Consider the following 25,748-nt stretch of genomic DNA (forward strand, 5'->3'; position numbering starts at 1 on the left):
GCCCCGCCTAACCCAGAGTCTCGACCAGGCGGTGCAGCGCTTGCGCCGTGGTCTCGCCATCCTGCACCAGCGCAAGGCGAATGAAACCTGCGCCCGGATTGAAGCCGTCGGGCTGGAGCCGCGCCAGATAGCTGCCGGGCACCACGCGTACGCCTGCTTCCTTGAAGAGCCTGAGCGTGATCGACACGTCGTCGCCGAGCGCGGACGCGTTGAGCCAGACGCAGAAGCCGGCGTCAGGCCGGCGATAGCCGTAACGATCGCCGATGATCTGGTCGGCGAGATCGAACTTGATCCGGTAGAGCCTGCGGTTCTCCTCGACATGCGCCTCGTCGCCATAGGCAACGGTCGCGACATGCTGGAGCGGCACCGGCACCTGCGGCGCCGCGATGTTGCGCAGCTCGAGGAACATGCCGATGAATCGCTTGTCGCCGGCGGCGAAACCGACGCGCAGGCCCGGCAGGTTGGAGCGCTTCGACAGCGACTGGAACGCAACCACGCGGGTGAAATCAGGGCCGGCGCATTCGAGCGCGCTGCCCGGGGCCTCGCGGGTGTAGATCTCGGAATAGCACTCGTCGCTGAGGATCACGAAGCCGTAGCGGTCGGCGAGCTGCTTCAACCGCCTGAAATAGTCGGGCTTGGCAACCGAGCCCTGCGGATTGGCGGGCGAGGCCAGATAGAACGCCACCGTGCGCGCCAGCGTCGCTTCGTCGATGGCATCGAGATCGGGCAGAAAGCCGTTTTCGACGGTGGTCGGCAGGTAGACCGGCTCGCAGGCCGCGGCGCGGGCGCCGGCGCCATAGACCGGATAGAACGGGTTCGGCATCAGGATCGCGGGCTTGCCGGGGCGCGGGCCGACATAGCGCGCGGCCGCGATCGCCGCGAGGAACAGCCCCTCGCGGCTGCCATTCAGGACGAGAATCTCGTTCTCGGGGTCGAGCGGCCGCGGCAGCTTGAAGCGCGACGACAGCCAGGCGCCCGCTGCCGTGCGGAACGGGTCGGTGCCCTTGTTCGCGGGGTAACGGCCGAAATCGGCGATGTGCTTGGCCAGCACCGGGCCGACGAAGTCAGGCACGGGATGCTGGGGCTCGCCGACTGCAAGCGTAATCAAGGGCTTACCCGGTTGATGGGGTGCCAGCAGCTCGTTCAGCCGGACGAAGGGCGAGCGTTCGCTATCGGAGCTTCCACTGTCCTGCGGCGCACGGGATGAAGCGGTTATAGCCATTCTGGACGCCAGCACTCTTGGAACAGCCGGTCGCACCAAGGCGCCGGCGGGAAGCGGTTCACTTCACCATAGATAGGGCGAGGTTAAGACGCGATTAACCATCGGCTTTCCGCGCCATCAAGAGTCATTTCCGTGACCCGGATTTGAGGTTCGGCCCGTTCAGAGGGGGGAATAAATGAGGCCGGATACAACGGATGCATGTCTGGCCCGGGTCCCGTCATGGCCGGGCCTGTCCCGGCCATCCCCGGCCCATTCTACCATGCCCAAGAACGTTCATGCCCGAGGCAAGCCCGGGCATGACGAGTTTCCGGATATGGGCGCGCCTAGTGCCCCGGCAGCTTCTCGAACGTCGCCATGCCCGCGGGGATCGCATGAAACTCCTGCTTGTCGCAGGTGTAGATCGCCATCTGCGGATGGAACTGTTTTGGCTCGTCCAGGGTGCCGACCTTCAGGATCGCCGCCGGCAGGCCCGGAACCTTGGTCACCAGATGGGTGCCGCATTCGGCGCAGAATTCGCGCGTGACGGCGCGCTCGAGATCCTTGCGCGTGAACTGCTTGGGCTGCCCGGTGATGTAGCTGAAGCCGGCCACCGGCATTGCGATGAAGGTGTTGGGCGCGCCGCCCGAGATGTACTGGCACTCGCGGCAATGACACTGGGCCTGCATCATTGGATCGCCTTCGGCCACGTAGCGCACTTCGCCGCAATAGCATCCGCCTTCCAAACGCATGACGACCTCCCGATTTGTTTTTCGTTGTGGTCGATATTTCTGCGCCGGCAATCTGAAATGGCAATCTATTTCTTTTGCGCAACGGTCAAAAAGAACATAGCGTTCTCGATGGGAAGGCTGCGGAGAATGCCTTACGCCTATCGCTTGGCGATGCCGCAGCCGTTGAAAGCTCGACTTCTCCAGCATCCGCTGCTCATGCATTCCGCTTCCTGCCGCACGCAGAAGGTTGAGCCACAATTGGGCTGGCCGCCAAAACTGACGCAAGCCACCGCGCAATTTCTGCGCATCGTGGAGCAGCTCATCCCATTGCCGCCCGGCGCGGCCTGTCCGCCGTCGCGCCGATCGGGAGGCGCAGCAGCCGCATTGTCATTGCGCTTTGCGGCGCGCTTCGGGTCGGGCTGCCTCCGCTCGGATTCTCCGCTTGGCGCTGATACCTTTGAAAAGTCGTAGCGACACGGCCAATAGGTTTCCGTGCGGACCCCAGCCCCTTTGGAAGCCTTCAGTTCGAGCACGATCTTGTATCGATAGGACGAGCCCGCGGCGCGATTCAGCGGATCCTTGTCGCCAATGATACCGTTGACGGAGATGGTGCTGTTGCCGTCCGCTTCGATCTTGCCGTCATAACTCACAGAGCCGGGCTTGCCCTCGTCCCCGAGCACCGTGTGCAGCACTCCCTCCTTGATGCGAAAGACATATTGGCGATGGGCTTCCGGAAAAGGCGGTTTGCTCTCGCAGCTTTCGTTGGCGATCCAGGTTCCGTCGAAAGTCGTCGGGCGCTTTGCGCTGTCGATGGATTTCGACAGCAGCTCGATGCGGTATTTCGCCAGGTCTGCAAAGGCGCAGGACGGGAAGCGAAGCAGATGATCCTTGAAGGCCGTGATGGTCCCGAGCGCGTCCGCACCGCGCCAATGGTCGGCGGCCTCTGCGCAAGGGTCAGTCCGAGGTGAAGATGGTGTCAGCGCCGCGGGTTCGGCTTTGCCATTGAGGTAAAACTCGCCGAAGAACGACAACGACAGCTCCGGGACCTGTGATCCCTTGGTGCGCTTGTAGACGCCGGCGCCGATGGTCTGGAACACTGTATTGATGTTGTCCCTGTCGCTGATGTGCTCCAGGAACGAGCTGGTATAGGGACTGTTGCGGCCGTTGCCGTCGTCGGCCGTGCGACCGGCCTGGGTCGCATAGGAGATGATGGTGCCCTCCGGGCTCTCCATCTTGGCCAGCCCGCGGCTGACGGTTACGCCGCGCCCCTGCCCGATGTTTCGCCGGAGCTCGTCCGCGAAGGGATTGTCGCGGCAGGCGTCGAGCACGAGGATGCGCAGGTTCTTGGCCTGCTGCAAATCCGCCAGGATCTCGTCGGCGCGCACCAGGCGCCGCAGATCAACCTCGTCGCGCACGACGGCATCGACGGGCACCAGATAGTTGACGCCTGCGAATTGCAGCGCGTGTCCGCTGTAATAGAACAGGGCGACGTCGGCGCCGCGGGCCTCGCGCGCAAAGCGAAGAACGGTGTCCTGCATGGCGGCCTGATCGAGATCGGTCGCGACCAGGGGCTCGAATCCCGATCGCTTCAGCGCCGCGCCGATGTCGGCCGCATCATTGGTCGGATTGGCGAGCGTGGGAACGTTCCGGTAGGCGCCGTTGCCAATCACCAGCGCAACGCGCTTGTCGGCCTTGGCGTCGAGGGCAGACAGGGCAAGCGACAGCAAACACAAAGCCACGAAACGCAACAGGCTCATGAGACCGTGCTCCGGACGGGAGCATGATATTCACCAGTTTCGGGACAATGCAATTTGGGCTTGGTGCAGGCGTGGCCGCTGCGACGATGCGGCGCGCCAAAAAGAAAGGGGCTCCAGCTTGCGCTGGAGCCCCTCAACGGTCGGGACATTGCCGGGTATGTGCCCCAAACCGTAGTTGTGGGCACGGCCCCCGCGGAGGCCGCGCCCGGGAGGAGAGTTACATGTTGTAGGCGCGCTCGGTGTGCTCGGTGATATCGAGGCCTTCACGCTCGGTCTCGACATTGGCGCGGAGGCCAACGATCACATCGACGACCTTGTAGAGGATCGCCGAACCGATGCCCGACCACACCAGCGTGGTGCAGACGCCCCAGAGCTGGGAGATCATCTGCGCCGCGAAGTCGTAATCGGCAACCTTCGGCGGGATCGCGGTGTAGTCGATGATGCCCGCACCACCCAGCGCCGGATTGACGAGGATGCCGGTGCCGAGGGCGCCGACGATGCCGCCGACGCAGTGCACGCCGAACACATCGAGGCTGTCGTCGTAGCCGAGCGCGTTCTTCACGACGGTGCAGAAGAACAGGCAGACCACGCCGACCACGAGGCCGAGGACGATCGCACCCATCACGCCGGCGAAGCCGGCGGCAGGCGTGACGGCCACGAGGCCCGCGACAGCGCCGGAGATGACGCCGAGCACCGACGGGTGACCCTTCACGATCCACTCCGCGAACATCCACGACAGCGCGGCGGCCGCTGTGGCGACGAAGGAGTTGGTCATGGCGAGGGCAGCGCCGCCGTTGGCTTCGAGGTTGGAGCCGGCGTTGAAGCCGAACCAGCCGACCCAGAGCAGCGAGGCGCCGATCATCGACATGGTCAGCGAGTGCGGAGCCATCAGCTCCTTGCCGTAGCCGACGCGCTTGCCGATCAGCAGAGCGCCGACGAGACCTGCGATGCCGGCGTTGATGTGCACCACGGTGCCGCCGGCGAAGTCGATCGCGCCCTTCTTGAAGATCCAGCCGGCGTCGGCGTTGATCTCGTCGAGCTTGGCCTGCGCCGCGGTCTTCGCCGCTGCGTCAGTGGCAGCAGCCAGAGCCTTGGCAGCGTCCTGGATCATGTCCGGGCCGGGCCAGTACCAGACCATGTGCGCGATCGGGAAGTAGATCAGCGTGACCCAGAGCGGGATGAAGAGCGCGATCGCCGCGAACTTCATGCGCTCGGCGAAGGCGCCGACGATGAGGGCCGGCGTGATCGCCGCGAAGGTCATCTGGAAGCACATATAGATGAGCTCCGAGATGTTGGCGTCGACCGAGAAGGTCGCGGCCTTCGAGTCGGTGGTGACGCCCATCATGAAGGCCTTGGAGAAGCCGCCGATGAAGTCGGAACCGCCGGTGAAGGTGAGGCTGTAGCCGTACACGGCCCAGATTACGGTGACGACACAGACGGTGTAGAACACCTGCATCAGCACGGAGAGCATGTTCTTGGAACGGACGAGACCGCCGTAGAACAGCGCGAGGCCGGGGATCGTCATCAACAGCACGAGAACTGTCGATGTCAGCATCCAGGCGTTGTCTCCCTTGTTGACCGTTGGCTCGGCATAGGCCGCGGTCGCAGCGAACATGCCGACTGCGAGAGCCGCCAATCCCGCGCCATAGGGACGCTTAAACGTCATTTTATTCACTCCTGATTGGTAAAGGTTGAGCGCGAAATCAAAGGGCCGCGGCATCGGCCTCGCCGGTGCGGATGCGAACCGCATGGTCGAGGTTGATGACGAAGATCTTGCCGTCGCCGATCTGCCCGGTTTTCGCGGCGGACGTGATGGCGTCGATGGTCTTGTCGACCTGGTCGGAGGCGACAGCGACCTCGATCTTGATCTTGGGCAGGAAGCTCACGGCGTATTCCGCACCGCGATAGATTTCCGTATGGCCTTTCTGGCGGCCATATCCCTTGACTTCCGTCACCGTGAGACCGTGAACGCCGATGGCGGTCAGGGCGTCACGGACTTCTTCCAGCTTGAATGGCTTGATAATCGCCATAACAATTTTCATGGGTCCTATCCCCGCTTGGCCCGGTCCGGACGTGGCCGGGCGTTTCTCGACTGGTTCGCCACGAGGGAGAAGTTCACTACGCGGGCACAGCCAGCACCCTTAGAATCAAATGCCGTGCCAGATCGGGCGCGTTGCCTAACGGACTATGAAAACGGGTGTTTTCGCGTTTGACGCGTGCTGCGGTGCAGTGCGCTATTACGTCGCGCTCAAAACGTGGTCACACCTGATCAAAAAGCGGGCACGACAGGCTGTCGACACAATTGCTGCTCACGTGTCGGGCAGCAAGAAGGTATTTTATTACAGAAGGGGCCTGACAAAGGGCCCCGCCGCTCTGCGAAATATCGAACCAGCCCTCGGCGTGCTCACGGGATGCGCGTAACCGGCCTGAACCGTCAGGCGGCCTCGCGCTCCGCAAAGACCCGGTCGATCAATCCCCATTCGACCCCCTGCTGCGCGGTCATGAAGTGGTCGCGGTCCAGGGTCCGTTCCACCTCCGCCTCGGTGCGCCCGCAATGCTGCGCGTAGAGCCGGGTGATGCGCCGCTTGGTCTCCTGCATTTCGTTGGCATGGATCAGGATGTCGGACGCCTGGCCCTGGAAGCCGCCGAGCGGCTGATGCACGTGAAGGCTCGCATTGGGCAGCGCGGCGCGGTGACCTGGCTCGCCGGCCATCAGCAGGAACGAGCCCATCGAGCGCGCCGTGCCCATGCACAGCGTATGAACCGGCGCCTTGATGAACTGCATGGTGTCGTACATGGCGAGACCAGAGGTGACCACGCCGCCATAGGAGTTGATGTAGAGATTGATCGGCCTGTTCGGATTCTCCGCCTCCAGGAACAACAATTGCGCGCACACCAGTCCGGACATCGCATCATTGACCTCGCCGTTGAGGAAGATGATGCGCTCGCGCAGGAGCCGCGAATAGATGTCGAAGGATCGCTCGCCGCGGGCGGATTGTTCGACAACCATAGGGACGAGCTGAAGCATGTCGCGCATTGGCGACCTCCATGTTTGCAGGTGATGAAGTCTTGCTCGTGTTTAAGCCGCCGCGCGCATCAGGCAGCAATTGCTGTTGGCCGGCTGCGGCAGCTTTGTTCGCTCTTCGCAGGCTTGCTGAATGATGCGGAAGCGGGTGCCGCCGTCCTTGTTCGGCTCGATCCGGAAGATCACGTGGCTCTCGCGAAACGGCGGCTCTGAATCGCGAAGCCGGTAGCGCACCTCTTCGCCTGCGATCGTTGATTCAGGCTCGGCGCCTACAAGGTCGCAATCCGGCAACCAGCGCTCGCGCAAGGCCGGAATGGTCACGGCGCGCCAGACCTTTGCTGGCGGCGCATCGAAATCATATTCAAGTACCAGGGCTTCGTCGGGACGATCAGGCTTCGCGGCGTCGCTCATTGATCCCAGTCCTTATTGATCCATGTCCTTGAGGAGATCGGCGAGTGCTTCCATGCGCTTCGGCCAGTAGGCACGGTAGCGCGCAAGCCATGTGCCGATGGCCACGATTCCGTCCGGGTCGACTTCGTAGTTCACGAAGCGGCCCTGCCGCTGTTCGCGCACGAGGCCTGCCGCGCGCAGCACCGAAAGATGCTGCGACATCGCCGGCTGGCTGATCTCCAAACCGTCGCGCAAAGCGCTGGCATTCAGGCTTCCGCCAGCGAGCTTCTCAAAGACTTTTCGGCGCGTCGGGTCGGCCAGTGCCTTGAAGATGTCGGCTTCGATCATGCCAACACATAAGCATTTACTTATGTGTTGCGCAAGCCCCGATTACTGAAGCGCTTCTCCGTGCTGCGAGATATCCAGTCCCTCCAGCTCGTGCTCACGGGATACGCGCAGGGGCACGAACAGGGAGACCAGCTTGAGCAGGACGAAACTCACGCCGGCCGCCCAGACGAAGGTGACGGCGACGCCGTAGAGCTGGATCAGCAATTGCTGCGGATGGCCTTCGATCAGGCCGGCGGTGCCGCCGATCGCGCTGGTCGCGAACACGCCGGCCAGCAGCGTGCCGGTCAGGCCGCCGATGCCGTGGACGCCGAACACGTCGAGGGAATCGTCATAGTTGAAGCGGTGCTTGAGCCAGGTGCAGGCCCAGTAGCAGACCGCGCCGGCGACAATGCCGATGACGATGCCATGCCAGGGCGCGACGAAGCCCGAAGCCGGCGTGATCGTGCCGAGCCCCGCAACCGCGCCGGAGATCATGCCGAGCACCGAAGGCTTGCGCCGGGTCGACCATTCGATCGCGCCCCAGGTCAGCGCGCCGGAGCAGGCCGCAAGATGCGTTGCGATGATCGCCAGCACCGCGCGCGAATTGGCAGCGCCCGCCGAGCCGCCGTTGAAGCCGAACCAGCCGACCCACAACAGGCCGGTGCCCATCACCGCGAGCGACAGATCGAACGGCGACAGATTTTCCGTGCCGTAGCCGTGGCGGCGGCCCATCACCTTGGCGGCGACGAGGCCGGCGGTGCCGGCCGACAGATGCACGACGAGGCCGCCGGCGAAATCCAGCACGCCCATGCTGGCGAGGAAGCCGCCGCCCCACACCCAATGCGCCAGCGGAATGTAGACGAAGATGAACCAGGCGACCGAGAATACCAGATAGGCGGAGAATCGCATCCGGTCGGCGACCGAGCCCGCGACCAGCGCCACCGTGATGATGGCAAAGGTCATCTGGTACAGCATGAACAGCGCTTCCGGGATCGTCTTCGCCGCCGGGTTGACGCTGTCCATCGTCATGCCCGCGAGGAACCAGCGGTCGAGCGTTCCGATCCACGGCCCGTCGCCGACGAAGCAGAGCGAATAGCCGAACGCCACCCAGAGGATCGAGATCATCGTCACCGCGGCGAGGCTCTGCGCCATGGTGGCGAGCACGTTCTTCTTGCGCACCATGCCGGAATAGAACAGCGCCAGGCCGGGGATCGTCATCATCAGCACCAGCGCGGTGGCGACGATCATCCAGGCGGTGTCGGCGGTGTTGATCTCGGAGCCCGCGGCGTATGCGGGCGCCGCAACGAACGTCACAAATCCGAGCGGCGCAGCCATAGCAGCTGCGCGGCGCAACAATCCCGCCATGTCATTCCCCCCGGCATCAATTGGCGTCGCACGCTGTGGCGTCGTTGCCCCGTGCGATCGAAGAAGGATCAAAGCGTTTTCGAGCGAAGTGGATACCGGTTCGCGTGAAGAAAACGCGTCAAAACGAAAAGCCTTAAAGCGCGTCGCTGTCGGTTTCGCCGGTGCGGATGCGCAGCGCGTGGTCGATCGGCGTGACGAAGATCTTGCCGTCGCCGATCTGCCCGGTGCGCGCCGTCGCGGTGATCACGGCGACCGCCTTGTCGGCGACGTCGGAGGCGACCGCGATCTCGATCCGCAGCTTCGGCAGGAAGTTCACGACATATTCCGCGCCGCGATAGATCTCGGTATGACCCTTCTGGCGGCCGTAGCCTTTCACCTCGGTCACGGTCATGCCGTGGACGCCGATCGCGGTCAGCGCCTGGCGGACTTCATCGAGCTTGAAGGGTTTGATGATCGCGACGACGAGTTTCATGGTCAGGCCTATTCCCCGGGGATGCGCCACGCCGTATGTCCCCGGCGCAGCGTCAATCTGGCATCTTTCCGGGCAAATGGCATAAAAAACTTGCAGACTGAAGCGGAAAAACGTTTGGCCATGTGAACCGCCGCCTCTGTACAGGGCATCCGTTCATCCTTCACAATGCGTTTTTGGCATGGATGCGGTGAACCGAAGCGTCCCGGCCGGTACAAAAGTATGTTTGAGGGGGACGCTTCATGGCGAGTTGGTTCTACGCATCCGAGGGCAAGCAACAGGGACCCTATCCGGAAGGGCAATTCCGCGACCTGGTCGCGCAGGGAGTTGTGCGCCCGGATACGCTGGTGTGGTCCGAGGGCATGGCCGGCTGGCAGAAGGCCGCCGAAATCCCCGGCCTGATCGGCGGCGGCGGTGCGCCCCCGATGATGCCGGCCGGCGGTCCGCCGATGATGGGCTCCGGTGGTTACGCTGGCGCCGGCTACGGTGGCGGCGGCAGCGGAGGAGCGCTGGCGGTCGATTTCGGCATCCTCGAGTTCACCTGGCGCAGCATCGTGATGCTGATCGGCATGTGCCTCATCATTCCGGTGCCATGGGTGTTCGTCTGGTACACGAAATGGATCGTGTCCTGCGTGAAGGTGCCCGGCCGGCCCAATCTCAGCTTCACCGGCAATGCGATGACGCTGGTGCCCTGGTTCTTCGGCTTCATCGTTCTGGCGATCGCGATCGGCGTCATCGGCAGTGCGCTGCTCAGCAATCTGCTGTTCATCGCGCAGATCGTGCTCTACTGGCTGCTGATCAAATGGATGGTCGCGAACCTCGCCTCCAACGAGCAGCCGCTCGGGCTCAGCTTCTCCGGCTCAGCTTGGGCCTATATCGGCTGGAATCTGTTGTTCGCGATCTCGATCATCACGATCATCGGCTGGGCCTGGGTCGCCGCGGCGCAGATGCGCTGGTTCTGCCGCAGCATCGAAGGCACGCGCCGTGAGATCGTGTTCAAGGGCAGCGGTCTCGGCATTCTCTGGCGCGGCATCGTCGCCGCGATCCTGTCCAGCCTCATCATCCCGATCCCGTGGGTGTATCGCTGGATCATGAACTGGTTCGCGTCGCAGACCGAGCTCGCTCCGCGCGGGTCGCTCGGAGCTTGATCGCAAATCCCAGGCGCGACGAACTCGCGCCTGGGCTCTAGGACTTGCGCTCGCGCACAGAACCTTCCTGCGCGACGGAGGCGACCAGCGTGCCGTCGGGCTTGAAGATCGAGCCGCGGGTCAAGCCGCGGCCGCCTCGCGCGTTCGGCGAATCCTGCGCGTAGAGCAGCCATTCGTCGGCGCGGAACGGGCGATGAAACCACATCGCGTGGTCGAGGCTCGCGGGCATCATGCGCTTGTCGAACAGCGTGCGGCCGTAGCGCGCCATGATCGCGTCGAGCAGCGAAAAATCCGAGGCATAGGCCAGCGCGCACATGTGCAGCGCCGGATCGTCCGGCAGCTTTGCCGCGGTCCTGATCCAGACGTGAATGCGGCCGTCCTCGATCTTCTGGCCGAAATAACGGCCGAGCTCGACCGGGCGCAGCTCGATCGGACGATCGGACTCGTAGTAGCGGCGGATGAACTCCGGCATCTCCTTGAACATCGGCTGCTTCGCCACCTCCTCCGCCGTCAGCTTTTCCGGCGGCGGCACGTCGGGCATCTTGTCCTGATGATCGAACGCGCTCTCCTCGTCGGTGTGGAACGACACCATGATCGAGAAGATCGCGTTGCCGTGCTGGATCGCGGTGACGCGGCGGGTCGAATAGCTCTTGCCGTCGCGCAGGCGCTCGACCTGGTAGATGATCGGGATCTGCGGATCGCCCGGCAGGATGAAATAGCAATGCAGCGAATGCGGCAGCCGGCCCTCGACCGTGCGGCAGGCCGCAACCATCGCCTGCCCGATCACCTGGCCGCCGAACACCCGCTGCCAGCTCGTCTTCGGGCTGTTGCCGCGGAACAGATTCACCTCGAGCTGTTCGAGGTCGAGAATCGAGATCAGGTCGATCAGGCCTTTGGACATGATGGTGCTTTCGAAGGATATCGTCATTCCCGGGCATCGCGACAGCGATGACCCCGGAATGACGAGCCGATAACCTCTGGATTCCGGGTTCGCGCCTGTGCGCGCTCCGGAATGACGGAATGAGGCAGTTCCGCCCTTGTTTCATCGCACTGTTTCGCCCACCTCAAGTCTGCTAGCAAGGCCTGGAAAAGCCGAAGTGTGAGCCAGGAATTTGGTATGCCGGTACAGGGTAGCATTGTCATTGGTGGCGGCGCGTTTGCCGGCCTCGCGCTGGCCCTGGCGTTGCGCCAGGGGCTCGGGCCCGAGATTCCCGTCATCGTCGCCGACCCCGCGCTCGCGACCCGTCCGAGCCGCGACCCGCGCGCGACCGCGATCGTGGCCGCCTGCCGCCGCCTGTTCGAGGCCATCGGCGCCTGGGACGCCGTCAGGGGCGAGGCGCAGCCGATCCTCGACATGGTCGTCACCGATTCAAAGCTGGAAGACGCCACCCGTCCGGTTTTTCTGAACTTTGCCGGCGATGTCGCGCCGGGCGAACCGTTTGCGCATATGGTCGAGAACCGCCGTTTGATCGACGCGCTGGTGGTGCGGGCCGAGGCCGAGGGCATCGATCTCCGCGCCACGACGGTCGCGTCCTATGACGCGCGCCCGGAAGGCGTCGACGTGACGCTTGGCGACGGCAGCGTGATTGCGGCAAGCCTGCTGGTCGCCGCCGATGGCGCGCGGTCGAAACTGCGCGAGCGTGCCGGCATCGTCACCCATGGCTGGGAGTACGATCAATCCGGCATCGTCGTCACCGTCGGCCATGAGCGCGATCACGACGGCCGCGCCGAGGAGCACTTCCTGCCCGCGGGTCCCTTCGCCATCCTGCCTCTCTCCGGAAAACGATCCTCGCTGGTGTGGACCGAGCGCCGCAGCGAGGCCGCGCGCATCATCGCGTTGAGCGACGAGGAGTTCCACGGCGAGCTCGAGCGCCGGTTCGGCCTGCATCTCGGCGAGGTTAAGGCGCTCGATAAGCCGCGCGCGTTCCCGCTGTCCTATTTCGTGGCGCGCTCCTTCATCGCCGAGCGTCTCGCGCTGGTCGGCGATTCCGCGCATGTCATCCATCCGATCGCGGGCCAAGGCCTCAACATGGGGCTGAAGGATGTCGCAGCACTGGCCGAAGTCGTGGTCGATGCCGCGCGGCTCGGCATGGATCTCGGCGGCGTCGACGTGCTCGAACGTTATCAGCGCTGGCGCCGCTTCGACACCATGGCTATGGGCGTTGCCACCAACTCGCTGAACTTCCTGTTCTCCAACCAGTCGACGCTGCTGCGCACGGTGCGCGACATCGGCCTCGGCCTCGTCGACCGCGCCCCGCCGCTGAAGAACCTCTTCATCCGCCAGGCCGCCGGTTTGACCGGTGAGATCCCGCGGTTGCTGAAGGGTGAGGCGTTGTAGCAATCGCGCAAGCTCTAACTCCTCATCCTGAGGAGCGCGCTTGCGCGCGTCTCGAAGGATGAAGGCCGAGGTGAGAGAGCCGGGCTTTCATGGTTCGAGACGGCGCTATCGCGCCTCCTCACCATGAGGGCCGCCTGATCAATCGATCTTGCGCGCCTCTTCCGGCAGCATGATCGGGATGCCGTCGCGGATCGGGTAGGCCAGCTTGGCGCTGCGCGAGATCAGCTCCTGCTTTGCGGAATCGAACTCCAGCGGACCCTTGGTCAGCGGGCAGACCAGGATCTCCAGCAATTTGGGATCGACGCTGGTTTCGGGGCGTTCGGTGGGCGCGTTCATTGGAGTCTCCGAAGATCGCTTGCCTCTAGCACAGAAAATCGCGGTCGCCCATTGCGCCACCAGAGCGTTTTCGAGCGAAGTGGGTACCGGTTCGCATAAAGAAAACGCGTCAAAACAAGAATCTAGGCAGAGACCATCCGCATGATCTCGTCGAGCAGGCCCTGGAGCCGTGCCGCCGGCACCGGCGTGCCCGACAAGGCAAAGCCCAGGAATGTCCAGTACAGGATCTGTGCGCGGGCCTGCGCCTTCGCCGGCTCAAGTCCCCGCATCGCAAGCAGCGTCTCGATATAGTCGATCCTGCGGCGGTCGATCGCGCGGACCGCGCCTTGCGCGGCCGCATCGAACGCCGCCCAGCTGCGCACGGCGCGCTCGAGGTCGAGCCGTGCGCCAAAGGATCTCCGCAGCAGCGCCTTCAGCGGCTCGTCGCCGGCGGCTTCGACGTCGGCGATGATCTGTTCGGCCGCGATCTCGCGCCAGCGCTTCAGAACATCGGCGTGGAACGCGCCGAGATCGGCGAAATGCCAATAGAAGCTGCCGCGCGAGACGCCCATGGCCCTTGCGAGCGGATCGGCTTTCAGGGCCGTGAAGCCGTTCTTGGCCAGCGCCTTCAGGCCCTGTTTGATCCAGTCGTCGGCGGAGAGTTGTTCGGTCATGACCGGTTCCGGAAATTGGCCATACACTAGTGTATTGACAGGCGGCGGGCCAGCGCCTATCTCACCATACACAACTGTATGGACGAAGCTTTCAAGGAGCCTTGCCGATGCGTGATCTCTTGCTCCAGTGCTCCGGCGTCGTGGCCATTGCCGTGGCCCTCATCCATGGCGTTCTCGGCGAGACCAAGGTCTTTGCCCGCGCCCGCATCGAGCCGGAACGGCTCCGCACCCTGATTCGCCTGGTCTGGCAGGCCTCGACCGTCGCCTGGATCGGTGGTGGTGTGCTCCTGATCGCGGCGCCCTGGATGGAATCGGAACCGACGCGCCGCTGGATCGTCGTCACCATGGCCTGTGTTTTCGGTTTCTCGGCTGCCGCCAACGCGTGGGCCACGCGCGGCCGGCATTTCGGCTGGATGGCGCTCAGCGCCGTCGTCGCGATGGCGGTTGCCGGCTACTGAGGTGCCGCGCACAGAACGCCGGCCGTCAAACCGTGAGGCGTAAGGCCGCAGCGGCCGTTCAAATGCGTGCTGCCTACGGAGCCGACTGATCTTTTTCGGATCGTTAGAATAACTCTAAAGCCATCTGCGTCCAAACCGGATTGACTTCATCATCTCCTTTGCTTCCCTCGGTCCCGCTTCGCGGCTCCGCGCAGCGCCCACGACAGAGGAGGAGACGTTCGTGAAGGTCATTCGTGTAGTTGCCATTGCACTGACGATCGGAATTGGCATGGGATCGGCGGCCATGGCCGACGGGTTCAAGGACTGCACCAAGCTCGACAAGGCGTCGTGGAAGCCGGCCGCCGAAGCCGAAGCCAAGGCCAAGGCGCTGGGTTACGAAGTGCGGCGCTCCAAGATCGAAGGCTCGTGCTATGAGGTCTACGGCGTCAAGGAAGGCAAGCTCTACGAGCTGTTCTACAGCCCGGAAGATCTTAGCCTGAAGAAGACGGTTGCCAAGTAAGGTTTCAAGCAAGGTCTTGAGCAAGGCTTGAGGATAGTCACGGCTTGATCGACGAAGCGGTGCCAGAAACGCGCGGGGCGTCCGACGGGACCCCCGCGGATCGAACGGCTTCGCGGACGGTCGCAGTCTGGGACCTCCCGCTACGCCTCTGGCACTGGGCCCTTGCGGTCAGCATCTTGGCCGCGTGGTTCACGCCCACCGTCTACGATACCCTTCACCGCATCGTCGGCTATACGGTGCTCGGGCTTCTCGCCTTCCGCCTGGTCTGGGGTTTTTGGGGAAGCCGCTATTCGCGCTTCCGCATGGTCGGCGTCCGGCTTCGGGTCGCGCCACACTATCTCTGGAATCTACGCCGCGGCATGACCGGCCGCTATATCGGCCTCAATCCAGCCGGCACCTTGATGCTGGTAGCGCTGCTGCTGGCGATCGCCATCTCGGCCATCACGGGGGCGATGTCGGTGACCGTCACCTTCTTCGGCCTGTGGTGGGTCGAGGATACCCACGCGATAGCATCCGACGCCGTCATCGTGCTGGCCGTGGTACACGTGCTGGGCGTCGTGCTGATGGGGCTTCTCCAGCGCGAGAACCTGATCCGCGCGATGTTCACCGGACGCAAGCGCATCCGCCATCATCAATAGGGTTTTTGAGGCGGCGCTCTCTCCTCGTCATGGCCGGGCTTGTCCCGGCCATCCACGTTCTTTTGTGCCTCTCGGACGTGGATGCCCGGGTCATCGGCGAGCGAAGCGACGCCGTCCTTCGGACGGCTATGCCCGGGCATGACGGAGCGTGACGCGGCAGCGCGCCCCTCACTGCAACGGCGGATCGCCGCTGGTGCGCTTCTTGGCGAGATCCATCTCGGTCACCGCGATCAGGATTTCGGCGCGGGTCTTCAAATCCGGCGCCTCCAGCATGGCCTGCTTTTCCGCGGGGCCATAGGGCGACATCATCGCCAGCGCGTTGACGAGCGCTTCGTTGGGCGCGCTCTCGACGCCTTCCCAGTCGACCTTGAGATTGTTGGCCTTCAGGAAATCCGCCAGCACGGTCAGCAGCGCCTCGCGATCGACCTCGTCCTCGCCCATGCGCGCGGTGAAGTCGTCGAGGAAGGTGAAGAAGTCCACCTTGCACTGGCGGTAGGCGGTCAGCACTTCGAGCTCCTTGACCACCTTGAAGCGCGAGACGCCGGTGAGCTCGAGGAGGTAGCGGCCGTCGCCGGATTCGGCGAGCTGGGTGATGCGGCCGACGCAGCCGACGCGGAACAGCGCCGGCCTGTCGGAATTCTTCGGCGAGTGCGCGATGTCGGGCTGGATCATGCCGATCAGGCGATGGCCGTCGCGCAAGGAATCGTCGACCATCGAAAGGTAACGCGGCTCGAAGATGTTGAGCGGCATCTGGCCGCGCGGCAGCAAAAGCGCGCCCGGCAGCGGAAATACTGGAATGATCTCCGGCAGGTCGGCGGGGCCGCGATATTCGATGTTGATCGGCATCTGGACCCCGCTAGACTCGCTAGAGCATGATCCGGAAAAGTGTGAAGCGGTTTTCCGACAAGATCATGCTCCAACAATAACCCTTACGAAAACAGGATCGTCGACAAGCGCTTTCGTCCCTCGACGGTAGCATCATCCGTGCCACCCCAGGCCTCGAAGAATTGCACGAGCTGCTTGCGGGCGCCGTCGTCGTTCCATTTGCGGTCGCGCTTAATGATCGCCAGCAACTGCTCGGTGGCCGCCGCCCGGTTACCTTGCGCATTCAACGCGGTCGCAAGGTCGAAGCGAGCCTGATGATCGAGCGGGTTTGCGGCGACCTTCTGTTCCAGCTCGGCCACCGGCCCCAGCTGCTCCGCCTGCTCGGCGAGATCGATCGCGGTCTGCACGGCCTTCACGGCGGGGTCGTTGCGCTTCGATTCCGGCACCATCGCCAGCGTCTGCTTGGCCTGCTCCATCGCGCCGGAGACGGCGTAGCATTTCGCGAGTCCGGCAAGGGCCGCGATGTTGGTCGAATCGTGCTGCAGCACCTCGGCATAGATCTGCGCCGCGGCGGCGGCGTCCCCCTCGGCGAGCACCGCCTCGGCCTCTTGCAGGATCTCGGCTATATTGGGCTCGCCCGGCGCCGTCACACCCTTGGTCACCTTTTCGATGAAGGCGTTGACCTGGCTCTCCGGCACTGCGCCCATGAAGCCGTCGGCCGGCTGGCCGTTGACGAAGGCGATCACGGCCGGGATCGACTGGATGCCCATCTGGCCCGGGATCGCCGGATGCTGGTCGATGTTCATCTTGACCAGCTTGACCTTGCCCTTGGCCGCCTTGACCGCCTTTTCCAGCACGGGCGTGAGCTGCTTGCAGGGGCCGCACCACTCCGCCCAGAAGTCGATCAGAACCGGCTGGCGCTTCGATTCCTCGATGACGTCCTTCACGAAGGTCTGGGTGGTGGTGTCCTTGATCAGATCGGCCGCGGCCGCGCCCGCCGCTCCGTTACCCTGGTCGATGATCGTCACGGGATCCCCTCGTCTGATGTCTGGAATGGCGGCTCTTTAGCACGTCGCCAAATCATATGCTTCGTTGTCGGCTCCTAGATTGGGCCGAATGGGCCGAATTTCAATCCATCAGGGCCGATTCGCCGGTTCCGGCGCGTTTTCGGACGATTTGGCCGCATTCGGGGTCCATATAGGGCCTTCGAAACCGAATCTATGCTGCCGGTAGCTGTTGCATTCGCCGTCCGCTTTTGGCATACGACAGCCGTTGTCGGCGCGTAATGCGACCGACACAGGATGCGGGTGTAGCTCAGTGGTAGAGCACGACCTTGCCAAGGTCGGGGTCGAGGGTTCGAGCCCCTTCGCCCGCTCCAATTTTTCCCAAAGCATCCAGCCAAACCGGGTCGGGCCGTGGTTTTCGACGCCGCTGGCGGCTGTATTGGGTCTCAAATGACAATACTGGTCACGGGCAGCGCGGGCCACCTTGGGGAGGCCGTTCTCCGTATGCTCCAGGGACGCAGTTTCCCCGCGCGTGGGATCGATCTGAAGCCATCGCCCTTCACCGATGTCGTCGGCTCGATCGTCGATTCCGACTTCGTGCGGCGGCAGATGGAGGGCGTCACCGCCGTGATCCACTCCGCGACGCTGCACAAGCCGCATGTGGCGACCCACAGCAAACAGGATTTTGTCGACACCAACGTCACCGGCACGCTCAATCTGCTCGAGGCGGCCATAGCCGCCGGCGTGCGCAGCTTCGTCTTCACCAGCACCACCAGCGCATTCGGTTCGCAGCTTCGACCCGGGGCCGGACAGGCTGCGGTGTGGGTCACCGAGGATCTGGCGCCGGTGCCGAAGAACATCTACGGCACGACCAAGCTGATGGCTGAGACTCTGTGCGAGCTGTTCTTTCGCGAGCGCGCTCTGCCTGTCGTAATCTTGAGGACCTCTCGCTTCTTCCCTGAGGACGATGACGATCCCGCGATGCGATCGGCTTACCCGCTGGACAACGCACAGGCCAACGAGCTGCTCTATAGACGGCTGGATATAGCGGACGCGGTGAGCGCCCATCTGCTCGCTGTCGAGCGTGCGCCGAAGATCGGTTTTGCCCGTTACATCATCTCCGCCACCAGCCCGTTCGAGCCCCGTCATCTCGCGATGCTCGCGCGCGACGCGGCCGGTGTCGTGCGCGAGCTCTACCCGGATTGCGCGCAGCTCTATGCGGCGCGCGGATGGCGGCTATTCCCCGAGATCGACCGCGTCTATGTCAACGACCGTGCGCGGCACGAGCTGGGCTGGCGGCCCGAATTCGACTTCGCGCATGTCCTGAACAGCCTGCGTGAGGGCACGGATTTTCGCAGCACGCTGGCACGCGAGATCGGGTCGAAAGGCTATCACGACACGGTATTCGACGACGGACCCTATCCCGTCGCCTCGTAATCGCCGTCTTTACCGTTTTGCTCGACGCATCAAATGTCTGCCCGGCGTCACCGGGAGCAGACCGGGGTGAGCCGTTCTACTGTGCATGGGGTTGTTTTCGCAATTTTGTGCGACCGCTCTTCCTGCTGCCTGCAAATCAGTCACGCGCCATTTTGATTCCGCGTTGCAGCGAGACCGTTGTCGTCGCCGTGCAAATCTTCGTGGCATTCAGTCTCAATTTCTATTGAGTCTGACTGCAGTGCTCCCGACGCGCTTCTCACCGTCCGCAGATGTGCTAACCTTTTTACGTCTGTCGTCCTGACAGAGTCCGAACTTCGCCTCTCGACTAGCAAAACAAAATAACGTGCAGCCCTGACGGCTGCCTTAGGGGAGTGACGCGATGAAATTCCATCAATCCGTCTTTCAATCCGTCCTGGCGCTTGCAGCGGTTGCCCTTCTCGCGGGGACAAGCGCAGTCAGCGCGCAACAGCAGGACAAGAACCGCCAGCTGAAGAAATACGAATCCGGCACCAAGGAGTTCTGGACCCATCCGCCGGATGACTGGTTCCTTGGCGACGAGACCGAGGCCCAGAAGGGCCTCGCGCCGCCGTCGGGCCCGCCGACCGGCGCGTCGGAGGCCGAGCTCGCCGCGATGATGAAGAAGATCAAGCTGCCGGCCGGCTTCAAGATCGAAGTCTATGCGCCCGGCGTTCTCGCCGCGCGGCAGATGGCCTGGGGTGACAAGGGCACGCTGTTCGTTGGCTCGTTCGGCCTCGGCAACGTCTATGCCATCAAGGACAACAACGGAAAGAAAGAGGTCAAGACCATCCTCAAAGGGCTGAACATGCCCACCGGTCTCGCCTTTAGGGATGGCGCGCTCTACGTCATCGCGGTCGACAAGCTGATCCGTTACGACAACGCCGAAGCCAATCTCGACAAGCTCGGCGACGGCAAGGTCGTCTATGACGACATGCCCTCCTATGCCGCGCATGGCTGGAAGTATATCGCGGTCGACAAGGAAGGCTGGTTCTACCTGCCGTTCGGACCGCCCTTCAACGTCGGCGTGCCCCCGACCAGCGTCTCGCAGATCCGCCGCGTCGATCCCAAGACCGGCAACGCCGAAATCTACGCGCTCGGCGTTCGCAACTCGGTCGGCGGCGACGTCGATCCGCGCACCGGCAAATACTGGTTCACCGAGAACGCGCGCGACTGGATCAGCGACGATCTGCCCTCAGACAAGCTGAACATGATCTCGAAGATCGGCGAGCATTTCGGCTATCCCTACTGCCACCAGGGCGACCTGCTGGATACGAAGTTCGCGATGGGTCACAAGTGCTCCGAGTTCACGCCGCCCGTGCTGAACCTCGGCGCGCATGTCGCTCCGCTCGGTATGAAGTTCTATACCGGCGATCAATTCCCCGCCGAGTACAAGAATAACATCCTGATCGCCGAGCATGGCTCCTGGAATCGTCACAAGTACCAGGGCGGCAATATCACGCGCGTGATCGTCGGCCCCGACGGCAAGAACGCCAAGAAGGAGGTGTTCGCCTCCGGTTGGATCGAGGGCGACCAGGGCTATCTCGGCCGTCCCAACGACATCATCCTCGCCAAGGACGGCTCGATCCTCGTCGCCGACGACTGGGCCGGCGCGATCTATCGCATCAGCTACAGCAAGAAGTAGCGTAAGACGACACGAGGCTGCGACCGGATGACGGTCGCAGCCTCTTTTGTTTGTGACAGGCTTGCAGCGGAACGCGTTCGTCATGCCCGGACTTGATCCGGGCATCCATCAAACGAGAAACCTCTTTGCAAACGGGATGGATTGCCGGGCCTACGCCAAGCAGGCGGGTCAAGCCCGGCAATGACAGTCGGAGAAATCAGCCATGCGAGCCGTTCAGTTTGGAATTCTGTCTGTGACGCTATCGCTCGCAGCACTTGCATTCGTCCGCGCTCAGGCCGCTGATAATGCCGCGATCCAGGAGAAGGCCGCCGTCTGCTCCGGCTGTCACGGTGAGAACGGCATCTCGCAGACGGAGAACATCCCCTCGCTGGCCGGCCAGCCCGATCAATTCATCCAGTGGCAGCTCGTGTTCTTCCGCGCCGGCTCGCGCAAGAACGACCAGATGCAGCCGATCGCCGAGGAGATCACCAACGAGGACATCCGCAATTTCGGCGCCTATTTCGCGCAGATGACGCCGCCGAAGGCGGCGGAAGACGGGGATCCGGACCTGTCGAAAAAAGGCGCGCAAGTTGCCGTCGGCCGCCGCTGCGCCTCGTGCCACACGGATAGCTTCGCCGGCACCAAGGCGGTTGCGCGGCTCGCCGGCCAGCGCGAGGAATACCTGGTCAAGGCACTGCACGACTACAAGAGCAGCCAGCGCGTCGGCGGCGGCGGCGCTGCGATGGCCGATGTCGCCTATCACATGAGCGATGAGGAAATCACCGCCGTCTCGCACTATCTCGCGTATTTCAAGTAACGCGGAGTCGTTGCGGCAAACGCCGCTGTCGTCCCGGGCTCGCGCTCTGCGCGCCCCGGGACGACAGCGAAGTTTGGAGTTACCCCGCTCGCTGCCTCTCATACGCCTTCAGATGCGTATACGCGATGCGCAGCTTCGGCACCGGCACCTTGGCGGCGTCGGCGCGCGCGATGAGGTCGCCGATGACGTGATCGGCCTCGACCGGCAGGCCCGCCTTGATGTCGCGGAACATGGATGCCGTCATCGGCGATCCCTCGGCGGTGAGGTTGCCCTTCACGCGCTCGAAGAACGGGCCGCCCGGCGTGTAGCCCGACGCGGTGGCGATCGCGCTGGTCTCGTCCAGCATGCCGAGCAAAAAGTCCCTGCCGCCGGGGGCCGCGAGGATGTTGCCGACGGAGGTGCGCATCAGGCTGGTGCTTGCGGCGAGCGAAGACAGGAACACCCACTTCTCCCACATGTCCTGCATGATGTTCTGGCTGGCGGCGGCGCCGTTGATGCCGCTCTTGAAGGCCTCGTCGATCGCCTTGACCCGGTCCGAGAGTTTGCCGTCGCGCTCGCCGTAACCGAGCGACTGCATCGGCTGAAGCTGCACCACTTCGCGCTTCTCGTTCAGGGTTGCCGCGATGGCGCAGAGGCCACCGAGCACGCGCTCCTTGCCGAATGTTTCGTCGAGCGTGTCGAGATGCTTCATGCCGTTGAGCATGGGGATGATCGCGGTATCAGGCCCGACCGCGGCCGCGAACGACTTGATGGCGTCGTCGAGGTCGAATGCCTTGCAGCTCAACAGCACGACGTCGAACTTGTCCTTGAGTGCGTCGGCTTGAACGGTCGGCGGATTCTTCAAGGTCACGTCGCCGTTCGGGCTCTTGATGACGAGGCCCACGCTTGCGAGCTCGCTGGCGCGGCGCGGCCGGACCAGGAAGGTGACGTCGCGGCCGGCCTGTAACAGCCTGCCACCAAAATAGCCGCCGATGGCGCCGGCGCCGACCACGAGGATACGCATGGGAAATTCCTTATTGTTGCTATTGGCGGCCTATCTATAGACGTCCTTGCGAACGAAGCGAAGCAACCCAGAATGCTACCGCGATCACATTCTGTCGCTGGAGATGCGCAGACTACGTCTCCAGCACCATCTCCTCGACCTCGCGCAGCTGCTCCTTGCCGAAGAACATCTCGTTACCGACGAAGAAGGTGGGCGAGCCGAACGCGCCGCGGGCAACGGCGTCCTCGGTGTTCTTGATCAGCTTGCCCTTGACCTCGGGCTCCTGGGCGCGGGCGAACAGTTTTTGGGCATCGAGGCCGGAGGACGCCAGCGCCTTCGCTGCGACTTCCGGGTCGTCCATCTTCTTCGGCTCGCGCCACATGTGGTGGAAGGCGGCCTCGACATATTTTTCGAACACGCCCTCGGCCTGTGCCGCGATCGCCGTGCGCATCAGGTTCAGCGTGTTGACCGGGAAGAATGGATTCATGACATAGGGCGGGACCTTGAAGCGCTTGACGAAGCGCTCGGTCTCGACCGCCTGGAATTCGCGCTTGTTCTTGATGCCGGCGAGCGTTTCGGCGGGCGACTTGTTGTTGGTCGACTTGAAGATGCCGCCGAGCAGGATCGGTACGTACTCGAATTTGACGCCGATGCGCTGCTCGATCGCCGGGATCGCGAGATGACTGAGATAGGCGTTCGGGCTGCCGAAATCGAACAGGAATCGCGGGGCTGTGCGGGTCAAAATCGTTCTCCCTGACCTGGCTTTTGATCTGGCTTTTCATCCATTGTGGCGCAGCGCGCGCCACGGGTCCACCGTTTAATGATGGTCATAATATCTTGATGTTCCGGTCAGATCAGACGCCGGATCGCGCGCCTGCGCCACACCGTGAGGTAATAGCCCATCTGCAAAACGAACATGGCGCAGAACACGATCGGATAGGCAGCCCACACACCCTTCAGGCCGATCGCACGGCTAAGGATCACCGCGGCCGGCAGCTCGATCGCGACAATGGCGAAGATCGACAGCAGCATTGGCGTCAAGGCGACTCCGGCCGCGCGCATGGCCCCGGAAAACACGGTAGCCAAGCCGAACGGCACCGAGCTCCACAGCGCAATGTGAAGCAGTCCCTTCGCGAGATCGAGCACGGCACTGTCGGTGATGAAGAGGCCGAGCACGGCCCGCGGCGCCAGATAGATCAGCCCCACCAGCCCGCCGGTCAGGACGATGTTGAACATGAGGCCGGTGCGCACGATGCCATCGAGCAGCGTCCTGTCGCCGCCGCCGATGGCCTGTGCGCCGAGGATCGAGACCGCGATCGAAATCGACATTGCCGTGAACTGCGTGTAGCCCATCACCTGGTTGACTGCGCCATACGCGGCGGTGGCATCCGATCCAAAGCCGTTGACGAGCCCGAGCAGCACCAGCTCGGCGACTGCCATCACCACCATGCCGACCGCGCTCGGCAGTCCGATGCCGAGGATCTTTCCGAGCACGGCACGATTGAGCCGCAGATGACGCAGCAGCGCGGCATCCGGTGCCAGTGCATGCTTCGTCCGCAGCAGATAGAGGGCCAGCGCGAGCAGCGTCAGCGCGTTGGCAATCGCTGCCGCCCAGGCCGGACTGGTGATTCCGGCGGCAGGTATCCCGAACGCGCCGCGGATCAGCATCGGCGTCAGGATCAGTCCGACGGTGGTCGACAAGGCCAGCGCCAGCAGCGGCGTCACGGCGTCACCGACGCCGCGGATCATCGCCGTCATCAGCAGGAAGACGAAGCCGAGCGGCATGGTGAGCAGCATGATGCGCGCGTAGGCACTCGCCTCGTCGAGGATGTCCGGAGGCGTCGCGAGCATCGTCATTAGTTGCCGGCTGAAGAAGCCGCCGGCCAATGCAACCGAAAGCGAGAGCAGCAGGCCGATCGCGAGCGTCGCGCCGACGACGATCCTGATCCTGCCGTGCTCGCCCGCGCCAAAGGCCTGGCCGATCAGCACAGTGGCGCCGGTGCTCAGGCCCATGACGAAGGCGAACAGGAAGAACATCACCGGGAAGAACGCCGACACCGCGGCGAGCGCGTCGACGCCGATCATCTGGCCGAGATAGACGTTGCTGACGGTCCCGAACAGCGATTGCAGCGCGTTGCTCAGCACCAGCGGCGCGAGGAAGCGGAGGAATGTCGTCCAGAGTGGCTTTGGCGCGGACATGGATAGGCCTTTCATCGGGGCGTGCGAAGCCGTTGCCGCGCGATGCACGCGCGGCTTGGCCGTCGATGGGTGAGAGAAAGTGCTGCGCCTAAGCGCGGTCGCTGTAGGCGAGCTTGACGATGTGGTCGCGGACGTCGACCGGCCAGTCGGCGATCAGTCCGGTGAAGCGCCGCCGGTCATCCGCGAACAGGGCGCGCGAAGCTTCCTCGAACTGCGGCAGATTACCCGCCATGGTCGACATGAAGTGATAGGCCGCATCGCGGGCCTGCCGCTCGCGGTCCTTGTCGCCGCTTACGCGTCTTGCCTCGTCGACGAGCTTTCGCAGTGCGACCGAGGCGCCGCCCGGCTGGGCTCCGAGCCACTCCCAGTGCCGCGGCAGCAGCGTCACCTCGCGCGCGACCACGCCGAGCTTTGGCCGGCCGCGCCCGCGCGGCTCGCTCGGTGGCGCGGCCTCCTCGACCGGCGGCGGGATGAGCTTCGCCACCCGCGCCAGCACCTCGCGATCCCCGCCGCGCAGATCGAAGTCGATCGGTCGGCCCGTGCTGTCCTCGAAGATGATGATGGGCTCGTCCGGCGGTGACGTCATCCGCTTGACGACCAGCGCGACCTCTCCCGCTGGCCCGGACGCCAGGCGGCGATGACCCTGGAAGGCTGTGAAAATCCGTTGCATTGAAATCATTGCCATATTGATGATGTTGGCCTTTTAATATCCGGGTAAATTGCGGACGTCAATATACCCGGGTGAAATTATCCGTCTGGATGGCTCGACATTGCGTTCCCGGGCTGGCACGAACGGCGCGGCCGACCGACCACGCCTAGCCTGGGGACCTCAACGATGCTGACCGTTCACCACCTCAACAATTCCCGCTCGCAGCGGGTGCTGTGGCTGCTCGAGGAGTTGGGCGTGCCCTACGAGATCGTGCGCTATCAGCGCCAGCCGGATATGCGCGCGCCGAAGGAGCTGCGCGCCATCCATCCGCTCGGCAAGTCGCCCGTCATCACCGACAACGGCAACACCATCGCCGAGTCAGGCGCGATCATCGAATATCTCATCGCCACCTACGGCAACGGCCGGCTGATTCCGCCGCCGAACACGCCTGAGCGGCTGCGCTTCACCTATTGGCTGCACTATGCGGAGGGCTCGGCGATGCAGCCGCTGCTGCTCAAGCTGCTGTTCACGCTGATGCCGAAGCGCGCACCCGCGCTGCTTCGCCCGCTGGTGCGCAAGGTCTCGAACCAGGCGCTCACCGCGCTGGTCAATCCGCAGCTCAAGCAGCACATGGATTATTGGGAAGGCGAGCTCGGCAAGAGCGAGTGGTTCGCCGGCAGCGAATTCACCGCCGCCGATATCCAGATGAGCTTCCCGCTCGAAGCCGCGCAAGCGCGTGGCGGGCTCGAGCTCGGCCATCCCAAGGCGATGGCATTCCTGGAGCGCATCCACGCGCGGCCGGCCTACGCCAGAGCGCTGGAAAAGGGCGGGCCGTACCAGGTGGGGCGGTAAATTTCCTCACCG

General features: G+C 63.7%; 28 protein-coding genes and 1 tRNA gene. 10 read left to right on the top strand and 19 right to left on the bottom strand.

Annotated features, from left to right (window positions below; genetic code table 11):
• Window positions 1-7 precede the first annotated feature (7 nt).
• The 10 genes from IVB46_RS32285 to IVB46_RS32330 all read right to left on the bottom strand — a co-directional run bounded on the left by IVB46_RS32285 (window position 8) and on the right by IVB46_RS32330 (window position 9,265).
• Window positions 8-1,222, bottom strand: a complete 1,215-nt coding sequence (locus IVB46_RS32285; protein WP_247306522.1) for an aminotransferase class I/II-fold pyridoxal phosphate-dependent enzyme — start codon at window positions 1,220-1,222, stop codon at window positions 8-10.
• Window positions 1,223-1,545: 323 nt separating this feature from the next.
• A complete protein-coding gene (locus tag IVB46_RS32290) occupies window positions 1,546-1,950 on the bottom strand; it encodes a GFA family protein (protein WP_028158682.1) in 405 nt (134 codons plus the stop codon).
• A gap of 137 nt (window positions 1,951-2,087) precedes the next feature.
• Window positions 2,088-3,686, bottom strand: a complete 1,599-nt coding sequence (locus tag IVB46_RS32295) for a caspase family protein (RefSeq protein ID WP_166347108.1) — start codon at window positions 3,684-3,686, stop codon at window positions 2,088-2,090.
• A 217-nt stretch (window positions 3,687-3,903) separates the two neighbouring features.
• Window positions 3,904-5,352: an ammonium transporter gene (locus IVB46_RS32300; protein ID WP_085403070.1), complete on the bottom strand. Its 1,449-nt coding sequence runs from the start codon at window positions 5,350-5,352 to the stop codon at window positions 3,904-3,906.
• 37 nt (window positions 5,353-5,389) lie between these two features.
• Entirely contained in the window at window positions 5,390-5,728 is a 339-nt protein-coding gene (locus IVB46_RS32305) for a P-II family nitrogen regulator (protein WP_008142813.1), read from the bottom strand.
• Window positions 5,729-6,120: 392 nt separating this feature from the next.
• Window positions 6,121-6,723 (bottom strand): ATP-dependent Clp protease proteolytic subunit, encoded by a 603-nt coding sequence (locus tag IVB46_RS32310; RefSeq protein WP_038932646.1) that lies wholly within the window; start codon window positions 6,721-6,723, stop codon window positions 6,121-6,123.
• Between the two features lie 42 nt (window positions 6,724-6,765).
• Window positions 6,766-7,122, bottom strand: coding sequence for a hypothetical protein (locus IVB46_RS32315; RefSeq protein ID WP_247306524.1), 357 nt, complete (start codon window positions 7,120-7,122; stop codon window positions 6,766-6,768).
• Between the two features lie 12 nt (window positions 7,123-7,134).
• A complete protein-coding gene (locus IVB46_RS32320; protein ID WP_014490770.1) occupies window positions 7,135-7,449 on the bottom strand; it encodes a metalloregulator ArsR/SmtB family transcription factor in 315 nt (104 codons plus the stop codon).
• A gap of 42 nt (window positions 7,450-7,491) precedes the next feature.
• Window positions 7,492-8,793: an ammonium transporter gene (locus IVB46_RS32325; RefSeq protein ID WP_063980296.1), complete on the bottom strand. Its 1,302-nt coding sequence runs from the start codon at window positions 8,791-8,793 to the stop codon at window positions 7,492-7,494.
• 133 nt (window positions 8,794-8,926) lie between these two features.
• The gene (locus tag IVB46_RS32330) at window positions 8,927-9,265 is read right to left on the bottom strand and encodes a P-II family nitrogen regulator (RefSeq protein WP_008142802.1); all 339 of its coding nucleotides are present in this window, start codon (window positions 9,263-9,265) and stop codon (window positions 8,927-8,929) included.
• A 239-nt stretch (window positions 9,266-9,504) separates the two neighbouring features.
• On the opposite strand from IVB46_RS32330, the gene IVB46_RS32335 reads away from it, so the two are divergent.
• On the top strand, window positions 9,505-10,410 hold the full coding sequence (locus IVB46_RS32335; RefSeq protein WP_247306534.1) for a DUF4339 domain-containing protein: 906 nt from the start codon (window positions 9,505-9,507) through the stop codon (window positions 10,408-10,410).
• A 37-nt stretch (window positions 10,411-10,447) separates the two neighbouring features.
• Here the strand turns inward: IVB46_RS32335 and tesB are convergent, their stop codons facing one another.
• On the bottom strand, window positions 10,448-11,311 hold the full coding sequence (gene tesB / locus IVB46_RS32340) for an acyl-CoA thioesterase II (protein ID WP_071917022.1): 864 nt from the start codon (window positions 11,309-11,311) through the stop codon (window positions 10,448-10,450).
• Between the two features lie 216 nt (window positions 11,312-11,527).
• Here tesB and IVB46_RS32345 point away from each other — a divergent pair, with 216 nt between their 5' ends.
• Entirely contained in the window at window positions 11,528-12,748 is a 1,221-nt protein-coding gene (locus IVB46_RS32345; protein ID WP_063980298.1) for a ubiquinone biosynthesis hydroxylase, read from the top strand.
• A 138-nt stretch (window positions 12,749-12,886) separates the two neighbouring features.
• Here the strand turns inward: IVB46_RS32345 and IVB46_RS32350 are convergent, their stop codons facing one another.
• Window positions 12,887-13,084, bottom strand: coding sequence for a Trm112 family protein (locus IVB46_RS32350; protein WP_011083431.1), 198 nt, complete (start codon window positions 13,082-13,084; stop codon window positions 12,887-12,889).
• A gap of 122 nt (window positions 13,085-13,206) precedes the next feature.
• Window positions 13,207-13,737 (bottom strand): TetR/AcrR family transcriptional regulator, encoded by a 531-nt coding sequence (locus IVB46_RS32355; RefSeq protein ID WP_247306536.1) that lies wholly within the window; start codon window positions 13,735-13,737, stop codon window positions 13,207-13,209.
• A 107-nt stretch (window positions 13,738-13,844) separates the two neighbouring features.
• Here IVB46_RS32355 and IVB46_RS32360 point away from each other — a divergent pair, with 107 nt between their 5' ends.
• From IVB46_RS32360 to IVB46_RS32370, 3 genes are all read left to right on the top strand, one after another.
• Window positions 13,845-14,195, top strand: a complete 351-nt coding sequence (locus IVB46_RS32360; protein WP_247344267.1) for a hypothetical protein — start codon at window positions 13,845-13,847, stop codon at window positions 14,193-14,195.
• A 220-nt stretch (window positions 14,196-14,415) separates the two neighbouring features.
• Window positions 14,416-14,694, top strand: coding sequence for a PepSY domain-containing protein (locus IVB46_RS32365; RefSeq protein WP_135213946.1), 279 nt, complete (start codon window positions 14,416-14,418; stop codon window positions 14,692-14,694).
• A 44-nt stretch (window positions 14,695-14,738) separates the two neighbouring features.
• Complete coding sequence (locus tag IVB46_RS32370) at window positions 14,739-15,332, top strand: cytochrome b/b6 domain-containing protein (protein WP_085403061.1); 594 nt, start codon at window positions 14,739-14,741, stop codon at window positions 15,330-15,332.
• Window positions 15,333-15,500: 168 nt separating this feature from the next.
• On the opposite strand, the gene IVB46_RS32375 is transcribed toward IVB46_RS32370, so the two are convergent.
• Window positions 15,501-16,178: an LON peptidase substrate-binding domain-containing protein gene (locus IVB46_RS32375; protein ID WP_247306540.1), complete on the bottom strand. Its 678-nt coding sequence runs from the start codon at window positions 16,176-16,178 to the stop codon at window positions 15,501-15,503.
• Between the two features lie 83 nt (window positions 16,179-16,261).
• The gene (trxA, locus tag IVB46_RS32380) at window positions 16,262-17,185 is read right to left on the bottom strand and encodes a thioredoxin (RefSeq protein WP_063980302.1); all 924 of its coding nucleotides are present in this window, start codon (window positions 17,183-17,185) and stop codon (window positions 16,262-16,264) included.
• A gap of 275 nt (window positions 17,186-17,460) precedes the next feature.
• On the opposite strand from trxA, the gene IVB46_RS32385 reads away from it, so the two are divergent.
• From IVB46_RS32385 to IVB46_RS32400, 4 genes are all read left to right on the top strand, one after another.
• A tRNA-Gly gene (locus IVB46_RS32385) sits at window positions 17,461-17,535 on the top strand.
• A 76-nt stretch (window positions 17,536-17,611) separates the two neighbouring features.
• On the top strand, window positions 17,612-18,598 hold the full coding sequence (locus IVB46_RS32390) for an NAD(P)-dependent oxidoreductase (protein ID WP_247344270.1): 987 nt from the start codon (window positions 17,612-17,614) through the stop codon (window positions 18,596-18,598).
• 379 nt (window positions 18,599-18,977) lie between these two features.
• Entirely contained in the window at window positions 18,978-20,258 is a 1,281-nt protein-coding gene (locus tag IVB46_RS32395; protein WP_166104978.1) for a PQQ-dependent sugar dehydrogenase, read from the top strand.
• A 202-nt stretch (window positions 20,259-20,460) separates the two neighbouring features.
• Complete coding sequence (locus IVB46_RS32400) at window positions 20,461-21,054, top strand: c-type cytochrome (RefSeq protein ID WP_247306544.1); 594 nt, start codon at window positions 20,461-20,463, stop codon at window positions 21,052-21,054.
• Between the two features lie 79 nt (window positions 21,055-21,133).
• On the opposite strand, the gene panE is transcribed toward IVB46_RS32400, so the two are convergent.
• The 4 genes from panE to IVB46_RS32420 form a co-directional block, all read right to left on the bottom strand.
• Complete coding sequence (gene panE / locus IVB46_RS32405) at window positions 21,134-22,057, bottom strand: 2-dehydropantoate 2-reductase (protein WP_247344273.1); 924 nt, start codon at window positions 22,055-22,057, stop codon at window positions 21,134-21,136.
• A gap of 112 nt (window positions 22,058-22,169) precedes the next feature.
• Window positions 22,170-22,778 carry a 2-hydroxychromene-2-carboxylate isomerase gene (locus IVB46_RS32410; protein ID WP_247344276.1) on the bottom strand — a complete coding sequence of 203 codons (609 nt, stop codon included), beginning with the start codon at window positions 22,776-22,778 and terminating at the stop codon, window positions 22,170-22,172.
• Window positions 22,779-22,885: 107 nt separating this feature from the next.
• Window positions 22,886-24,235 (bottom strand): MATE family efflux transporter, encoded by a 1,350-nt coding sequence (locus tag IVB46_RS32415; RefSeq protein WP_247306551.1) that lies wholly within the window; start codon window positions 24,233-24,235, stop codon window positions 22,886-22,888.
• 88 nt (window positions 24,236-24,323) lie between these two features.
• Complete coding sequence (locus tag IVB46_RS32420) at window positions 24,324-24,920, bottom strand: DUF2239 family protein (protein WP_247306554.1); 597 nt, start codon at window positions 24,918-24,920, stop codon at window positions 24,324-24,326.
• Window positions 24,921-25,070: 150 nt separating this feature from the next.
• Between IVB46_RS32420 and IVB46_RS32425 the strand changes: the two genes are divergently transcribed.
• Window positions 25,071-25,736 (top strand): glutathione S-transferase, encoded by a 666-nt coding sequence (locus IVB46_RS32425; protein WP_028151097.1) that lies wholly within the window; start codon window positions 25,071-25,073, stop codon window positions 25,734-25,736.
• Window positions 25,737-25,748: the final 12 nt, after the last annotated feature.

It is taken from the genome of Bradyrhizobium sp. 61, assembly GCF_023073075.1.
Lineage (GTDB): Bacteria > Pseudomonadota > Alphaproteobacteria > Rhizobiales > Xanthobacteraceae > Bradyrhizobium > Bradyrhizobium barranii.

Coding starts and splice junctions, on each gene's coding strand:
- IVB46_RS32285 (WP_247306522.1), bottom strand. CDS start 1,222: ATGGCTATAACCGCTTCATCCCGTGCGCCGCAGGACAGTGGAAGCTCC.
- IVB46_RS32290 (WP_028158682.1), bottom strand. CDS start 1,950: ATGCGTTTGGAAGGCGGATGCTATTGCGGCGAAGTGCGCTACGTGGCC.
- IVB46_RS32295 (WP_166347108.1), bottom strand. CDS start 3,686: ATGAGCCTGTTGCGTTTCGTGGCTTTGTGTTTGCTGTCGCTTGCCCTG.
- IVB46_RS32300 (WP_085403070.1), bottom strand. CDS start 5,352: ATGACGTTTAAGCGTCCCTATGGCGCGGGATTGGCGGCTCTCGCAGTC.
- IVB46_RS32305 (WP_008142813.1), bottom strand. CDS start 5,728: ATGAAAATTGTTATGGCGATTATCAAGCCATTCAAGCTGGAAGAAGTC.
- IVB46_RS32310 (WP_038932646.1), bottom strand. CDS start 6,723: ATGCGCGACATGCTTCAGCTCGTCCCTATGGTTGTCGAACAATCCGCC.
- IVB46_RS32315 (WP_247306524.1), bottom strand. CDS start 7,122: ATGAGCGACGCCGCGAAGCCTGATCGTCCCGACGAAGCCCTGGTACTT.
- IVB46_RS32320 (WP_014490770.1), bottom strand. CDS start 7,449: ATGATCGAAGCCGACATCTTCAAGGCACTGGCCGACCCGACGCGCCGA.
- IVB46_RS32325 (WP_063980296.1), bottom strand. CDS start 8,793: ATGGCGGGATTGTTGCGCCGCGCAGCTGCTATGGCTGCGCCGCTCGGA.
- IVB46_RS32330 (WP_008142802.1), bottom strand. CDS start 9,265: ATGAAACTCGTCGTCGCGATCATCAAACCCTTCAAGCTCGATGAAGTC.
- IVB46_RS32335 (WP_247306534.1), top strand. CDS start 9,505: ATGGCGAGTTGGTTCTACGCATCCGAGGGCAAGCAACAGGGACCCTAT.
- tesB (WP_071917022.1), bottom strand. CDS start 11,311: ATGTCCAAAGGCCTGATCGACCTGATCTCGATTCTCGACCTCGAACAG.
- IVB46_RS32345 (WP_063980298.1), top strand. CDS start 11,528: ATGCCGGTACAGGGTAGCATTGTCATTGGTGGCGGCGCGTTTGCCGGC.
- IVB46_RS32350 (WP_011083431.1), bottom strand. CDS start 13,084: ATGAACGCGCCCACCGAACGCCCCGAAACCAGCGTCGATCCCAAATTG.
- IVB46_RS32355 (WP_247306536.1), bottom strand. CDS start 13,737: ATGACCGAACAACTCTCCGCCGACGACTGGATCAAACAGGGCCTGAAG.
- IVB46_RS32360 (WP_247344267.1), top strand. CDS start 13,845: ATGCGTGATCTCTTGCTCCAGTGCTCCGGCGTCGTGGCCATTGCCGTG.
- IVB46_RS32375 (WP_247306540.1), bottom strand. CDS start 16,178: ATGCCGATCAACATCGAATATCGCGGCCCCGCCGACCTGCCGGAGATC.
- IVB46_RS32390 (WP_247344270.1), top strand. CDS start 17,612: ATGACAATACTGGTCACGGGCAGCGCGGGCCACCTTGGGGAGGCCGTT.
- IVB46_RS32395 (WP_166104978.1), top strand. CDS start 18,978: ATGAAATTCCATCAATCCGTCTTTCAATCCGTCCTGGCGCTTGCAGCG.
- IVB46_RS32400 (WP_247306544.1), top strand. CDS start 20,461: ATGCGAGCCGTTCAGTTTGGAATTCTGTCTGTGACGCTATCGCTCGCA.
- panE (WP_247344273.1), bottom strand. CDS start 22,057: ATGCGTATCCTCGTGGTCGGCGCCGGCGCCATCGGCGGCTATTTTGGT.
- IVB46_RS32415 (WP_247306551.1), bottom strand. CDS start 24,235: ATGTCCGCGCCAAAGCCACTCTGGACGACATTCCTCCGCTTCCTCGCG.
- IVB46_RS32420 (WP_247306554.1), bottom strand. CDS start 24,920: ATGGCAATGATTTCAATGCAACGGATTTTCACAGCCTTCCAGGGTCAT.
- IVB46_RS32425 (WP_028151097.1), top strand. CDS start 25,071: ATGCTGACCGTTCACCACCTCAACAATTCCCGCTCGCAGCGGGTGCTG.